Genomic DNA, 14,811 nt, shown 5'->3' with positions numbered 1-14,811 from the left:
GAACCACCTGCGGAAACAGGTGGAACGGGCGCCGTACGGAAACCATCCCGGGGGCGGTCAGAAGCCGCGGTCGAGCCACTCCTGGAGGTGCGGGGCCTCCGCGGCCACGGTCGTGGTGTCCCCGTGCCCGGTGTGCACGACGGTGTCGCCCGGCAGCGTCAGCAGCCGCTCCCGGATCGACTCGACGATGGTCGGGAAGTCGCTGTACGACCTCCCCGTCGCCCCCGGCCCGCCGGCGAACAGGGTGTCGCCGCTGAAGAGCGCCCTCAGGGCCGGCGCATACAGACAGACCGCTCCGGGGGCGTGGCCCGGCGTGTGCAGCACGGTCAGTTCGATGCCGGCCACTGTGAGCACCTGGCCGTCGGACAGATCGCCGTCGGGCATCCGGTCGGGGTGGGTCTGCTTCCACAGCGGCAGGTCGTCGGCGTGGAGCAGGACCGGGGCCCGGGTGCGCTGAGCGAGTTCGGGAGCGGCGTCGATGTGGTCGTTGTGGGCGTGGGTGCACACGATGGCCCGCAAGGTGCGGTCCCCGAGGGCTTCGGCGATCGCCCCGGCGTCGTGGGCGGCGTCGATGACGATCGCCTCGGTGTCGTCGCCGACGATCCACACGTTGTTGTCGACGTCCCAGGTGCCGCCGTCCAGGGAGAACGTCCCCGAGGTGACGAGGCGTTCGATGCGGGCGGCCATCAGAGGACCACCACGGAGCGCAGGACGTCGCCGTCGTGCATGCGCTCGAAGGCCTTCTCGACGTCGTCCAGCGCGATGGTCTCCGTGACGAAGGCGTCCAGGGACAGCCGGCCCTGCAGATGGAGGTCGATCAGCATCGGGAAGTCACGGCTCGGCAGGCAGTCGCCGTACCACGACGACTTCAGGGCGCCGCCGCGTCCGAAGACGTCCAGCAGCGGCAGCTCCAGCTTCATCTCCGGGGTCGGGACACCGACGAGGACGACCGTGCCGGCGAGGTCGCGGGCGTAGAAGGCCTGCTTGTACGTCTCCGGGCCGCCGACCGCCTCGATGACGACGTCGGCGCCGAAACCGCCTGTCAGCTCACGGATCGCCTCGACCGCGTCGGCGTCCTTGGAGTTGACGGTGTGCGTCGCGCCCAGCTTCCTGGCGGTCTCCAGCTTGCGGTCGTCGATGTCCACCGCGATGATCTTCGCCGCGCCCGCGAGGCCGGACCCCGCGACCGCCGCGGCCCCGACACCGCCGCAGCCGATGACGGCGACCGAGTCACCCCGGCCGACGTTGCCCGTGTTGATGGCAGCGCCGATGCCCGCCATCACCCCGCAGCCCAGCAGGCCTGCCACGGCCGCCGACGCGGCCGGGTCGACCTTCGTGCACTGCCCCGCCGCAACCAGCGTCTTCTCCGCGAACGCACCGATGCCCAGCGCCGGCGACAACTCGGTGCCGTCCGGCAAGGTCATCTTCTGCTTCGCGTTGTGGGTGGCGAAGCAGTACCACGGCCGGCCGCGCAGACAGGCCCGGCACTGCCCGCACACCGCACGCCAGTTGAGGACGACGAAGTCGCCGGGGGCGACATCGGTGACGCCCTCCCCCACCGACTCCACGACACCGGCGGCTTCATGACCGAGCAGGAAGGGGAAGTCGTCGTTGATGCCACCCTCGCGATAGTGCAGGTCGGTGTGGCACACCCCGCAGGCCTCGATCTTCACCAACGCCTCGCCCGGGCCCGGATCCGGCACGAGGATCGTCTCCAGGCTGACGGGGGCGCCCTTGCCCCGCGCGACGACAGCACGGACCTGGTGCGTCATGGCCACTCCTCGGCTGGTCGAGACCGGAATCAGATGTTGCTCATTACGGCACACATCTCGTACGTCGCAACACAGCATCAGGGAGAGCCGAACGGCGGTCAAGAGCCCGACAAACCGCGGCATGCCCCCTTCCATGGAACCGACCGCCGTGGCATGCTCACGCCACCACGGATCTGAACGCTATTCACACTCTTGAACACCAGTCAGGGAGTGGCTCATGACTGCAAGATCCCGCTTGGGTGTCCTGCTGGCGGTCCTGGCCGCGTTCACCACCGGCGCCGTCCCCGCAGCCTCGGCTCCGGCCGAGGCACAGCGGGCCCCTCGCATCCCCCACACCGCCGTCCTGGACGGTCAGCGTCTGCACCAGACGAAGATCCGTCTCGACCGCGGTGACCCCCAACTCCGGCAGGCACTACGGGCGTTGCGGACGCGCGCCGACAGATGGCTGAACCAGGGCCCCTGGACGGTCGTCGACAAGCCCCGGCCCGCGCCAGGCGGCGACGTCCACGACTACCTCAGCCAGGCGCCGTACTGGTGGCCGACCAAGGCGCCGACCCCGGACAACCCGTGGGGCTGCCCGTATGTGCAACGTGACGGCGAGCGCAACCCGGAGGTCGACTCCGGCACCGACCGCCAGGACGTCGAGAAGACCTTCGACTCCAGCTACGACCTCTCGCTCGCCTGGTACTACACCGGCGACAAGCGGTACGCCGAGAAGGCCGGGCAGGTGCTGCGGACCTGGTTCCTCGATCCGGCCACGAGGATGAACCCGAACCTCGACCACGCCCAGTTCATTCCGTGCAAGTACGACGGCCGCGCCATCGGCATCATCGACTTCTCGCAGTCGTACACCAGCGTCCTCGACGCACTCGCCCTGCTTCAGACGGGCGCCCCCGGCTGGACCGCGAAGGACCGCACCGGCATGACGCGGTGGAACACCGCCTTCCGGGACTGGCTCAGGAACAGTGACTTCGGCAAGCAGGAGGCCGCGGCCACCAACAACCACGGCACCTTCTACGACATGCAGCTCGCCGCCCTCGCCTACGCGACCGGCGACGAGGACCTGGCCCGCCGGACGGTCCTGGACGCCCGGAGCAAGCGCATCGCGCCGCAGATCGCGTCCGACGGCAGCCAGCCGCAGGAGCTGACCCGGACCAGGAGTTGGCACTACTCGACGTTCGACCTGGTCGCCTACACCCGGCTCGCGGACATCGGCCGACATGTCGGTGTGAACCTGTGGGCCTACCGAGGACCTGACGGGCAGAGCCTGTTCAAGGCCGTGGACTATCTGCTGCCCGCGGCCACGGGAGCGGCCGCCTGGCCGCACCTCGAGATGGAGTTCCACCGGTACGCGGCGACCGACGTCGTGCACGCGGCCGCCGACGCCGGGGACCGGCAGGCACAGCGGGCCGTTCCGCTGCTGGAGGAGCCGCCGGGCGGCGACCTGTGGGCCCTGCGCCCGGCGGCGGAACAGCTGGACTCCATCGCGGGGTGACCGCCGGCCCGCCGGTTCAGACCCTGGAGAGGTCGATCGCGCGGTCGACGTCCTGCGGCTGCAACACCCGCAGGATGCCTTCCAACAGGTAGTAGTCGGCGTACGGGAGGGAGATCTCGATCCCGTCCTCGGCCGGCCGGTTGCGCGTGCAGCGGGCCACCACCGCTTCCGCACGGGCCGAGTTCCGCGTCAGGCACGTCTCCGCGAGCGCGGTGAGCAGCCGCAGCGCCACCTCGCGGTAGGCGGGCCTGCCGGTGGCCGCGGACAGGTCGAGCAGTCCGCACGCCATGATCGCCCCGGCCGACGCGTCCTTGATGTCGTACGGCTGTTGCGGCGCGCGGTAGTCCCACACCGGGACGTGGTCCGGGGTGAGCGCCCCGATCGCGAAGTCCGCGAGTCGGCGGGCGGTGGCCAGGAACTCGGCGTTCCCGGTGCGGCGGTACATCGTGGTGAACCCGTACAGCCCCCACGCCTGACCGCGCGACCAACAGGACGTGGGGCTGTACCCCTGCACGGTGTTCGGGCCGATCGCGGCGCCGGTGTTCGGGTCGAAGTCGTAGACGTGGGGCGTCGATCCGTCCGGGCGCAGAAAGACCCGCTGAGCCGTCTTCGCGTGCTCCACCGCGATGTCCAGGTACGTGTCGTCGCCGGTCCGGCCGCTCGCGAACGCCAGCAGGTCGAGGTTCATCATCGTGTCGATGATGACCCGGCCGGCGTTCCCCTGGTCGTTCAGCGCTCCCCACGCTCTGATGAAGCGCCCGCGCGGGTTGTACCGCTGGATCAGGGAGTCGGCCGCCCGTACGGCACCGGTCCGCCATGCCTCGTCGCCCGTCAGCCGCCAGGCGGTGACCCAGGACGGGTAGAAGAGGAAGCCGAGGTCGTGCGTGCCGGTGTCGTACTGGCGCGGGGCGAGCTTCTGGGCGGAGGCCAGCGCCTGGGTGCGGAAGGTGTCGTCCTTGCTGTAGAGCCACGCCATCCACAGCGTGCCGGGCCAGAACCCGCCGACCCAGTCGCCGTTCTGCGAGTAGGTCCACTTCTCGAACTTGGTGCCGACGGGGAAGGCGGTCACGGTCGGTGCGACGGTGTGCAGCTTCTCGACGGCGTAGTCGGCCGCCGCGCGGAGCTTGCGCAGGGTCGGTGCCGGTGCCCGACCGGCGTTCACATCCGCGGCCGTGGCGGGTGTCGAGGAGGCGCCTGTCGCTGCGGCGCCGACCGCTGTGGCCAGCACCGTCCGCCGGGAAACGCTCATGCCGGTTCCTCCAACTGGTCAAGGGAAGAGCGGAGTTGACCGAGCGTTGCACGGCGGACGCAGTGCTGTACACCCACGTGAGCCATGTTCATCAGTGTGAATGACCTGTCGAGCCGACCACGGTCACCGGTGGCAGCTGCTGATCCCCGGGCGCCACGGGCAGGCGATCCCGGCGAAGCCGCCGTCGGCCACGACATCCACGCCCAGCGTGTCGCCGCCGCCCAGCACCTGCCGGTTGCGGGCGAGTCCGTCGGCGCCGTCCTCGATCGTCTCGACCAGCCACCGTCCTGGGCCGATGGCCGGCGGCACCTCGGCGGCGCGGGCGGCGCCCGCGTAGACGCCGCCCAGGAACCAGCGGTGGCCGCTGCGGCAGCCGAGTACGGCCTCCTGACCGGGTCGGCCCGCGAGCAGCCGGGTGTCGTCCCAGGCTGCCGGGACCTGGTCGAAGTAGGCCCGGGCCAGGGGCCGTTCGTCGTAGGACTCGGGAGTGCCCGCGAACATCTGCTGGCCCGACTCGTAAGCGACGGTGAGCCCGACCTCGGCCGCGTCGGAGTTGGGGCGCAGTCCGACGCGCTGGAAGGCGCCCGGAGTGAAGTCCATGGAGCCGATGACGTTGCGGGTGAAGGGCAGGGTGGTCAGGTGAGCCGCGGTGTTGGTGCGCTTCTCCTCGCCGGCGACGCCCTCCAGGGTCATGACCTGCGGCCACGTGCGCTGGATGCCCTTGGGGATCGTGGAGCCGTGGAAGTCGACCATGAGGTGGTGGGCGGCTGTCTCCTCAAGGATGGCGTCGTACCACCGGAGCATCGGCTGCGCCTCGGAGCTGCCCCCGGGGCCTGTTCGACCGCGGCACGCCCAGCGGCAGCACATGGAGCTGGCTCTACGCGGGCATCACGAGCTGGGCGTGGACGGCTTCTAGGACAGGACGAAGGAATCCGGGTGCGCGGCTAGGTTGGCGGCTGTGGATCTCAACGCCGTACGCACCTTCGTCGCCGTCGCGGACGCCGGCCAGTTCCAGAAGGCCGCCGTCGACCTGGCCCTCACCCAGCAGGCCGTCTCCAAGCGGGTCGCCACGCTGGAGAGGGACCTGGGTGTGCGGCTGCTGACCCGCACACCGCGCGGAGCGGAGCTCACCATCGACGGGCAGGCGTTCCTGGCCCATGCCCGGACCCTGATCCAGGCCGAGGAGAGGGCGAGATCCTCGGTACGTCCCGGCAGCCGTGCCCTGCGCGTCGACGTGGTCGGCCGACGGGTCTCGCTGGCCGGGGTGCTGCGCGACTTCCACCGCGCGCATCCCTCGGTCGCCCTGGACGTGGTGATCCTCCCCGGCTCCGAGGAGGCCATCGCGGCCGTCCGGGACGGCGTCATCGACGCCACGTTCCGCGCGGTCACGATGCCCGGGCAGCAGATCCCCGACGGCATCGAGATCACCCCGGTCCACGACGAGCCGCTCCACCTGTTCACCGGCCCCGCGCACCCGTTCGCCGGCGCCTCGGCGGTCACCCCCGCTCAGCTGGCGGGCCATCCGATCTGGATGCCGGGCAACGTCCCCGGCGCGGAGTGGACCGCGTACTACGAGGCGCTGGCCGCGGACTTCGGGCTGACCATCGAGGCCACCGGCCCCAACTTCGGTGTCGAGGCCCTCATCGACACGATCGCGGCCTCCTCGACACTGGCGACCTTCCTCGGCACTCAGACGCCTCTGGTCCGGCCCGCCGGGTACGACATGCGGCTCATCGCGCTGCGCGACCCGGCACCGGTCTACCCGCACTCACTCCTGTGGCGCGCCGACAACCCGCACCCGGCCCTCACCGCGCTCCGGGAGCACTTCACGTCGGTCCGCCGGGACCCACCGGGCGGCGAGATCTGGACACCGACATGGGCTCGGCGCAGGTGAACGAGCTTGGGGCAGCCACCTTTCGGCGCGGGTGCGCCCATGCCCGCACGGCTGACCGCCAACCGGCGATCACGGGCTCCTGAAGTCGTCCACCCGTTCTCCCTCGGCCTGGGACGGCTCGGTCCTGGGGACGTCGGGGTGCTGCTCGACGGCCGCGCGCTCCGCCGGTTCATCGCGTTCGCCCTCGGCCTGGGAAGGGGTGTGCGAGTACAGCCAACGGTCGTAGTCCGAGGCTCGGGTCTTCATGGCTGACCTCCGTTGGTCGCTCATCTCCATGCTGCGCCCGGCCCGTCGCGCCGACCAGCCCGGCTCACCCGGTGAGTCCGAGCGCGGCGCAGGCGGAGCGGAGCCTGGGCGTGCAGATCTGCTGGGTGGTGTAGAGGCCGCCGTCGACGAGGGTCTGCTTGAGGTTTGCTGCCGTCACCGCTCGTGGAGTGAGCAGGATGGACGGGATGTCCTGGTGCGTCGGACTGTCGGTGGTCGTCGTCGAGACCTCGCCGGCGCCGTCTCCGTTGCCGAGGGCGACGGCCATGGCGGCGGCCGCGGCGGCCTCCTTCTCGAACGGCTTGTACACGGTCATGTACTGCTCGCCGGCGACGATGCGCCGCGCGGCCTCGAGGTCGGCGTCCTGCCCGGTGATCGGGGGAAGTTTGCGGACACCGGCGTTCTTGAAGGCGGAGACGACGCCCGCGGCAATGGCGTCGTTGGCCGCGACGACACCGCTGATGCGGTCCGCCCCCAGGGCGGAGATGGCGGCGGTCATGTTGGCGTGGGCGTTCTCCGGGCTCCAGCCCACGGTGTCGTACGACCTGGCGATCTTGGCCTTGCCCGCGATGACGGACAGCGTGCCCTTGCGGAACCACGCCGCGTTGGAGCTGCTCGGATCGCCGTTCATCATCACGACCGTTCTGCCGTTGCGCCTCTCCCGCATCGCCTGCAGGATCGCCTCGCCCTGCAGCCGGCCGACCTGATCGCCGTCGAAGCTGACGAAGCCGGAGATCGGGCCCTCGGCGAGCCGGTCGTATGCGACGACCGGGACACCCGACCTGCGCGCCTCCTGGATCGGCGAGCGCAGCGCCTTGCTGTCGGCGGGGTCGAGGATCAGGACCTCGGCCCCCTTGGTGATCATGGAGATCATCTGTTCCCGCTGCCGCGCCGCGTCGTTCTCGGCGTTGGCGTACACCATGGTGCAGCCGGGGCACAGCTGCCTGAGGTGCTGCTCGATCAACGGCTTGTCGGACTGCTCCCAGCGGGGAGTGACCCGGTTCGGGAGCAGCAGGCCGACCATGAAGCTGTCCCCGCCGGCCTCGTCGTCTCCGCCGCAGGCGGCCAGGGGCACCGTCAGCAGTCCCACGACGAGTGCCGCGACGACGTGCAGCGTACGGGTCCTCATGGCAGCTCGCCCCGTTCCGTTGAGAGGTTCGAGTCGGCGGGAGCGGGCCCGCGCCGCGGCACGGTGACCTCGCTCCACACCTGCTTCCCGCCGGCCACCGGCACCGAGCCGAAGGAGTCCGACACCGCTTCGACGAGGAGCAGGCCCCGGCCGCCGGTCGACTCCCAGTCCACGATCACCGGCTTGGCGGGAGCCCGCGGCGAGGCGTCGCTCACGCTGACCCGTACCCGGTCGCCGCGCAGCATCAGGTCGAGGGTGACCGACCCCTGGGTGTGCACCAGGGCGTTGGTGACCAGTTCGGACACGACGAGCAGCACCGCGTCGGCGGCTTCCTGGACGTGCCACTTGCGCAGGGTGCGCGCGGTGAAGCGGCGGGCGTGCATGACCGCGTCGGGCAGCCGCCACACCACCCAGCTGGACCGGATCGGCCGGGTCCGCATGCCGTCGTAGCGCAGCAGCAACAGCGCCACGTCGTCCTCACGCCGGCCGATGTCGCCGAGCAGCGCGTCGGCCATCCGCGCCGGATCCGCCGGGTCGGCCGCGGCGAGCGCGCTGCGCGTGCGCTCCATGCCGACGTCCAGGGGCAGATCGGCGGCCTCGACCAGGCCGTCGGTGACCAGGGCGAGCACCGAGCCGGGGGTCAGTGCGACCGCTGTCATGGGGAAGTCCGCCTCCGCGAGGATCCCCAGTGGCGGCCCGCCCTCGACCTGCACCTCCTCGGTGCCGCCGTCGGCGTGGCGCAGCAGCGGTGACAGGTGCCCGGCCCGCACGAACAGGGTGTTGCCCTCCTCCATGTCCAGTTCGACATAGCAACAGGTGGCGAACAGGTCGGTCTCCATGCCGACCAGAAGACGGTTGGCATGGGAGACAACCACGTCGGGCGGGTGGCCCTCCACGGCGTACGCCCTGACCGCCGTACGCATCTGGCCCATGATCGTGGCGGCGGCGGCACTGTGCCCCTGCACATCGCCGATGACCAGCGCCACCCGGTCCTGGGACAGGGCGATGACGTCGTACCAGTCACCGCCCACCTGGAGCCCGCGCCTGGCGGGCAGGTAGCGGGCGACGGCCGTTCCGCCGGGCAGTTCGGGCAGGCGACGGGGCAGCAGGCTGCGCTGCAGCATGGTCGCGAGTTCCTGCTCGGCGTCGTAGGCGTGGGCCCGTTTGAGGGCCTGCCCGATCAACGCCGCCGTGGCGGTCAACAGGGACCGCTCCTCGGGGATGAACTCGTGCGGCTGCTCCCACCCGACGAGGCACACCCCGGTGACCCGGCCCTTGGCCGGGAGCGGCAGGACGGCCAGGCCGCCGGCGCCGATGCCCGCGAGTCCGGGTTCGAGGGCCGTGCCCGCGGGCCACAGATCCATCCGGCCGTCCTGGAGGGCCATCTGCAGGGTGGGCAGGGCGCCGACCGGCGCGTCGGGCCACTCGGAACGCCACTGGGCCCGCCACAGATCGGGCCAGGCGTCGGGCTGCGGCGGGTCGAGCAGGGTCACGACGAGGCGGTCCTCGCGCACATCGGCGAGCGCCACCCGGTCGGCGCCGAGGGGCTCGCGCAGCGCGGTCACCGCGACCCGGCCGACGTCGCGGACCGTCGCGGCGTCGTCGAGTGCGGCGGTCAGCCACTGGATCCGGGAGACGTCGTCGGCGCTGCGGCTCTTGACCGAGGTGGCCGTGACCACGCCCAGCACCTGCTCCGGCCGGTCGCCGGTGTGCGGTACGACCCGGCAGATCAGGCTCAGCCAGCGCATCTCGCCGGTGGGGCAGCGGACCCGGAACTCCAGCTCCCGCCGGCCGGGCGTCTGGGCGGACGGCTCCAGGACCGACATCAGGGCGGGCATGTCCTCGGGGAGGGCGTGCGCGAGGAGGGTGTCCGCCTTGCCGTCGAAGTCGTCCGCGGTCGTGCCGACCAGTTCGAGCAGGGTCCCGTCCGCCTCGATCAGTCCGGTGTCCGGCTCCAGTACGAAGGAGCCGACGCGCAGACTCCGCAGGGCACGGCTGAGCAGGCCCGAGGTCGCGGGCCGGCCCGACTCGGCCTGCAGCAGACCGGCGAGCGCGTCGGCGTACCGTTCCAGGAAGCGCTGCTGCCCGGCGTCGAAGCCGTCCGCGGAGGCCCCCACGACGACCAGGCAGCCCAGCCGGATGCCTTCCCTCTCCAGGGGCAGCGCGCCGAGCGACGCCGCTCTCGCTCGCGGCGGGGTGGGGGCGCCGACGGGGTAGGAGGCGAGGGCCGCGGCGTTCAGCCACAGCGGACGGTCGGTGCGGAAGGCGTGTGCCGCGGCCGATCCGCCCGACAGGGCGAGCCGCTCGGGCAACCGGTATTCGGGAGTGGCGCCCCCGGCCGTCTCCAGCAGCTGAAGCGCGCCGTCGCCGGCGTTGGGCGCGTAGACGGCCGCCAGCGCCGCTCCGGCGAACGTCAGGGCCCGGTCGCTCGTGGCGGCCTGCGGCCCCGTTGGCGGTGAACCGGTGTCTGCGGTGCCGACCTCGGATGCCCCCGGGGCCGAAACTCCGGTCCGGGCACGGCCGTCATGAGGCATGTCCGCAACCAACCTCCCGTCCGTGCCGGAGGTGCCGAAGGAGATCGGGGCACCTCCCGCCGCCCCGGTCGCTCCCCCACCAGAATCGCATACATGGATGAGCCGGACATATCTGCCCTTTTCACCCTCGATTTACGCCCGATCCTCCGCATTGCTCCTGGTCATCCTCAGGCCCTCGCTGCGTTCGCAGATCACCGCGGCCGGTGTCAGACTGACGACTGAGAAGGCCAGGTGTCGCCATGCTCCATGCGGCTGCCGCCGGTGCAGGACCGGCCGGGCCGAGCCACCACCGCGCCGGGGTGGGCGAAGGGGCGCCGCACCGGCCCCACGCCTCGGCCGCCGTGGACACACCCCGACACGGCGGTGCACGCGCACCGCTCCCTCCACACCCGCCACGCAGGCCGAACCCCGAACCCCGGACACCCGCTGACGGCCGGTCACGGGCGACCACGAGCGCAGCTTCGCCACGCAGGGTGAAGGACAAGGGAGATCTCTCATATGAAGGCCCGCATACGGGACGCGGTTCTGGCCCTGACCGCGGTGTCCACGGCCGTAGCCCTCGCGGCCTGCGGGGCGGACGGCGGGAGCGATGCCGCCGAGAGCAGCGATCCGGTGATCGGCGTGCTCCTGCCGGACGCGACCACGGCCCGTTGGGAGACCCAGGACAAGCCCCTGCTGACCAAGGAGATCGAGAAGCGGTGCGCCGAGTGCGAGGTCGATATGACCAACGCCAAGGGCGATGTGGCCCTTCAGCAGGAGCAGATGAACTCGATGATCACCAAGGGAGTCGACTCCATCCTGCTCGTGGCGGTGGACGCCAGGTCGCTCGCCGCCTCGGTCCGCAAGGCGGATGAGGCAGGCATCCCCGTCATCGCCTACGACCGTCTCTCCGAGGGCCCGATCTCGGGTCACGTCTCCTTCGACGGCGAGGAGGTCGGCAGGCTCCAGGGCAGAGCCCTGCTGACGGCCATGGGCGACGAGGTCCCCGGCGCCCAGATCGTCATGATGAACGGCGATCCCATCGACCCCAACGCGGTGCTGTTCAGGAAGGGCGCGTTGGAGGTGCTCATGGGGAAGGTGAAGATCGGCAAGGCGTACGACACCCTCCAGTGGCGGCCCGAGACCGCCAACCTGAACATGTCCGGCGCCATCTCCGCCCTCGGCGCCGGCAACATCCAAGGGGTGTACGCCGCCAACGACGGCCTCGCCTCCGGCAGCATCTCCGCCCTCAAGGCGAACAAGGTGGAACCGCTGCCCCCGGTCACGGGGCAGGACGCCGAACTGGGCGCCGTGCGGCGCATCGTCGACGGCGATCAGTACATGACCGTCTACAAGCCCTTCGAGCCCGAGGCCGCCGCCGGCGCCGCCCTGGCCGTGGCCGCGGCCCGCGGGGAGAACCTCGACCGCGTGGCCAAGGACGAGGTGACGACACACGGTGGGCGGACGGTCCCCTCGGTCATGCTCACCCCCATATCCGTCACCGCCGACAACATCAAGGACACCTTGGTGAAGGACGGGGTGTACACGGTCCAGCAGATCTGCACCCCTCAGCTCGGCGCCGCGTGCGAGGCGGCCGGGCTGACCTGACCACCGGTTCGCCCCTGGCCGGGCCCACGGGAAGGAGATCGTCCCTGTGTCTGCTCCCCTGCTGGCGTTGCACGGTGTGTGCAAGCGCTACGGCGCCGTCGAGGTCCTCGAGGACATCGACCTGGAGATCCACGCCGGCCAGGTCGTCGCCCTCCTCGGCGACAACGGGGCCGGCAAGTCCACCCTGGTCAAGGTGATCTCCGGCGTCACCCCCGCGGACCGGGGCGTCATCGAGTGGGAGGGCCGTACGGTCCACATCAGGCGTCCCAACGACGCCCGGGACCTCGGCATCGCCACCGTCTTCCAGGACCTCGCGCTGTGCGGGAACCTCGACGTCGTCGGGAACCTGTTCCTCGGACGGGAGATCCGCAGGTTCGGGTTCCTCGACGAGATGGAGATGGAGCGCCGCACCCTCCAACTGCTGGAGCCGCTGACCAAGGGCGTCCCCGAGCTGCGTGCCCCCGTCGTGTCCCTGTCCAGCGGGCAGCGGCAGACGGTCGCCATCGCCCGCTCGCTCCTGGGCGACCCACGGCTCCTCCTGCTGGACGAGCCGACCGCGGCGCTGGGGCTCCAGCAGACCACCGAGGTCATGGACCTTGTCGACCAGCTGCGCGACCGCGGCCTCGGGGTCCTTCTCATCAGCCACAACATGGGCGACGTCAAAGCGCTCGCGGACCGGGCCGCCGTGCTGCGGCTCGGCCGCAACAACGGCTTCTTCGACGTGAACACCGCGTCCCAGGAGCAGATCATCTCCTCCATCACCGGGGCGACCGAGAACGCGCCCCACCGGCAGGCCCACCAGGAGGCGGGATGGTGAAAGGGACGCGCGACATGGCGGACAGCCCTCAGGCCGAAGCCGCCGCACCCGCCGCCGAGGCCCGTCAGGACCGTCGCGGGCAGACCGCCGCCCGTGCCATGGAGAACTGGATGGCCTTCTCGCGGCGCAAGCTGAGAGCAGGGGAGCTGGGCTCGGTCCCGGTCGTCGTCGTGCTCGCCATCGTGTGGATCACCTTCCAGTCCCTCAACGAGAACTTCCTCTCCCCCCGGAACCTGTCCAATCTCAGCGTGGACTTCGTGGGCACGGGCCTCATCGCGGTCGGCATCGTCTTCGTGCTGCTGCTCGGCGAGCTCGACCTGTCCGTCGGCTCGGTCAGCGGGCTCGCGGCGGCCATTTTCGCCGTGCTGAACGTGAAGAACGGCGTGCCCGAATGGCTCGCCCTCATCATCGCGGTCCTCGCCGGGATGGCCGCGGGAACCGTGCAGGGCTACTCCTTCGCCAGAACCCGGGTTCCGGCGTTCGTCGTCACGCTCGCGGGGCTGCTCACCTGGAACGGCCTCATGCTCTACATCCTGGGCAACGACGGCACGATCAACCTCGACGAGAACGGCCTCGTCGCCAAGCTGACCAGCTACTACTTCACCAATGACGCCGTCGCCTACGGCATCGCCGCGGTCGCCGTGGGCCTCGTCTTCCTCGTGTCGTACCAGGACCGACGGCGCCGCGTGGCCGCCCGGATGCCGCACCGCTCGCTGCAGGTCATCGTGATTCGCGCCGGAGGGCTCGCGGTGATCGCGTTCGCCTCCGCGTATCTGCTCAACCGCTTCCAGGGCCTGCCGCTCGCCCTGCTGATCTTCCTGGTGGTGGTGGCCGGCCTCGACATCGTCCTGCGCCGCACGCATTACGGACGGCAGGTCTACGCCCTCGGCGGCGGGGTCGAGGCGGCCCGTCGCGCCAGCCTCCGCGTGACGCGGGTGCAGACGGCGGTGCTCGCGGTCTCGGGCACCATGGCCGCGGTCGGCGGACTGTTCCTGGCCTCGCGCATCACCTCGGTGAGCCAGAGTTCGGGCTCGGGGGTACTGCTGCTCAACGCCATCGCGGCGGCCGTCATCGGCGGCACCAGCCTGTTCGGCGGCCGTGGCTCCACCTGGTCCGCGGTGCTCGGCATGCTCGTCATCCAGTCGATCGCCTCCGGCATGGCCATCACGGACACCCCCGCCGCCGTCCAGTTCATGATCACGGGCGGGGTGCTCTTCGCCGCCGTGGTGATCGACGCGCTGTCGCGACGGTCGCAGGAGGCACATGGGCGCGCTTGACCCCGCCGAGGAGACCGCGCTGTCGCGGAGGGGGTCACCCCGCGCAAAGGCGTCCTCGTCCCGTGCACGGGATGCTGGACGAGGGCGACCGACGTGGACGGCCGGGAGGTGAGGGCGATGTGGGCCGTCAACCCGATGGACGGCGACGCGGTGCTGGCGACCTTCGGTGCTCTCGGGGTCCTCGCGGTGATCTTCGCGGAGTCGGGTCTGCTGGTGGTCGGCTTCTTCCTGCCCGGCGACACCTTGCTGATCCCGGCGGGCGTGCTGTGCGCGGCGAGCGCCGACCAGCCGGCGCGGCTGGTGCTGTGGCAGGTGCTGCTGTGCGCGGCGGTCGGCGCCGTGGCAGGAGGCCAGGTCGGCTATCTGCTCGGGCGGCACGGCGGGCGGGCGTTCCTGGCCCGCACTTCGAAAAGGCGCATACGGGAGACGGCGGAGCGGGCGGAGAAGCTCCTGGCCCGGTACGGCTACGGCAAGGCCCTGGTGATCGGCCGTTTCATCCCGATGGTGCGGACCGTCCTGCACCCGGCGGCCGGCGCGCTCGGCGTACCCGTGCGGACCTTCACCGTGTGGCAGATCGTCGGCGGCCTGCTCTGGTCGCAGAGTCTCGTCCTGGCCGGATACCTCCTCGGGGCCTCCGTCCCCGACATCGACCACTATTTGCTGCCGCTGGTCGCCCTCGTCGTCGTGGTCTCTCTGCTGCCCCTGGTGCCCATGCTGACCGAGGCCCGCCGGGGAAGGCGCGATCGCTGACCGGCCGCCGCTCGACCGAGGCCCGGCCCCAACACGCCCCCGA

At 71.2% G+C, this 14,811-nt stretch carries 12 protein-coding genes and 1 pseudogene; 6 read left to right on the top strand and 7 right to left on the bottom strand.

Annotated elements, in window-relative coordinates:
- Positions 1-57: 57 nt before the first annotated feature.
- Both OHT51_RS36550 and OHT51_RS36545 read right to left on the bottom strand, forming a co-directional pair.
- The gene (locus OHT51_RS36550; RefSeq protein ID WP_328883170.1) at positions 58-687 is read right to left on the bottom strand and encodes an MBL fold metallo-hydrolase; all 630 of its coding nucleotides are present in this window, start codon (positions 685-687) and stop codon (positions 58-60) included.
- Complete coding sequence (locus OHT51_RS36545) at positions 687-1,772, bottom strand: S-(hydroxymethyl)mycothiol dehydrogenase (protein WP_328883169.1); 1,086 nt, start codon at positions 1,770-1,772, stop codon at positions 687-689. The genes OHT51_RS36550 and OHT51_RS36545 overlap by 1 nt, the downstream gene beginning before the upstream one ends.
- A 217-nt stretch (positions 1,773-1,989) precedes the next feature.
- Between OHT51_RS36545 and OHT51_RS36540 the strand changes: the two genes are divergently transcribed.
- On the top strand, positions 1,990-3,267 hold the full coding sequence (locus tag OHT51_RS36540; protein ID WP_328883168.1) for an alginate lyase family protein: 1,278 nt from the start codon (positions 1,990-1,992) through the stop codon (positions 3,265-3,267).
- Positions 3,268-3,283: 16 nt separating this feature from the next.
- Here the strand turns inward: OHT51_RS36540 and OHT51_RS36535 are convergent, their stop codons facing one another.
- Both OHT51_RS36535 and OHT51_RS36530 read right to left on the bottom strand, forming a co-directional pair.
- Positions 3,284-4,516, bottom strand: coding sequence for a glycoside hydrolase family 88 protein (locus OHT51_RS36535; RefSeq protein WP_328883167.1), 1,233 nt, complete (start codon positions 4,514-4,516; stop codon positions 3,284-3,286).
- A gap of 123 nt (positions 4,517-4,639) precedes the next feature.
- A pseudogene (locus tag OHT51_RS36530) lies at positions 4,640-5,338 on the bottom strand (glycoside hydrolase family 97 catalytic domain-containing protein); the annotation flags it as partial.
- Positions 5,339-5,474: 136 nt separating this feature from the next.
- Here OHT51_RS36530 and OHT51_RS36525 point away from each other — a divergent pair.
- Positions 5,475-6,410, top strand: a complete 936-nt coding sequence (locus OHT51_RS36525; RefSeq protein WP_328883166.1) for a LysR family transcriptional regulator — start codon at positions 5,475-5,477, stop codon at positions 6,408-6,410.
- A gap of 69 nt (positions 6,411-6,479) precedes the next feature.
- On the opposite strand, the gene OHT51_RS36520 is transcribed toward OHT51_RS36525, so the two are convergent.
- The 3 genes from OHT51_RS36520 to OHT51_RS36510 form a co-directional block, all read right to left on the bottom strand.
- Complete coding sequence (locus OHT51_RS36520) at positions 6,480-6,656, bottom strand: hypothetical protein (protein WP_328883165.1); 177 nt, start codon at positions 6,654-6,656, stop codon at positions 6,480-6,482.
- Between the two features lie 64 nt (positions 6,657-6,720).
- On the bottom strand, positions 6,721-7,803 hold the full coding sequence (locus OHT51_RS36515; protein ID WP_328883164.1) for a sugar ABC transporter substrate-binding protein: 1,083 nt from the start codon (positions 7,801-7,803) through the stop codon (positions 6,721-6,723).
- Positions 7,800-10,337, bottom strand: coding sequence for a SpoIIE family protein phosphatase (locus OHT51_RS36510; RefSeq protein WP_328883163.1), 2,538 nt, complete (start codon positions 10,335-10,337; stop codon positions 7,800-7,802). Before OHT51_RS36510 ends, OHT51_RS36515 begins: the two co-directional genes overlap by 4 nt.
- A 498-nt stretch (positions 10,338-10,835) precedes the next feature.
- On the opposite strand from OHT51_RS36510, the gene OHT51_RS36505 reads away from it, so the two are divergent.
- The 4 genes from OHT51_RS36505 to OHT51_RS36490 all read left to right on the top strand — a co-directional run bounded on the left by OHT51_RS36505 (position 10,836) and on the right by OHT51_RS36490 (position 14,768).
- A complete protein-coding gene (locus OHT51_RS36505) occupies positions 10,836-11,924 on the top strand; it encodes a sugar ABC transporter substrate-binding protein (RefSeq protein WP_328883162.1) in 1,089 nt (362 codons plus the stop codon).
- 37 nt (positions 11,925-11,961) lie between these two features.
- Positions 11,962-12,741, top strand: a complete 780-nt coding sequence (locus OHT51_RS36500; RefSeq protein ID WP_443052746.1) for an ATP-binding cassette domain-containing protein — start codon at positions 11,962-11,964, stop codon at positions 12,739-12,741.
- Positions 12,735-14,018, top strand: coding sequence for a sugar ABC transporter permease (locus OHT51_RS36495; RefSeq protein ID WP_328883160.1), 1,284 nt, complete (start codon positions 12,735-12,737; stop codon positions 14,016-14,018). Before OHT51_RS36500 ends, OHT51_RS36495 begins: the two co-directional genes overlap by 7 nt.
- Before the next feature lie 117 nt (positions 14,019-14,135).
- A complete protein-coding gene (locus OHT51_RS36490) occupies positions 14,136-14,768 on the top strand; it encodes a DedA family protein (RefSeq protein WP_328883159.1) in 633 nt (210 codons plus the stop codon).
- The last annotated feature ends 43 nt before the right edge of the window (positions 14,769-14,811 follow it).

The sequence above is a fragment of the Streptomyces sp. NBC_00299 genome (assembly GCF_036173045.1).
Taxonomy (GTDB): Bacteria; Actinomycetota; Actinomycetes; order Streptomycetales; family Streptomycetaceae; genus Streptomyces; species Streptomyces machairae.
This window is presented reverse-complemented; position numbering and strand designations above follow the sequence as displayed.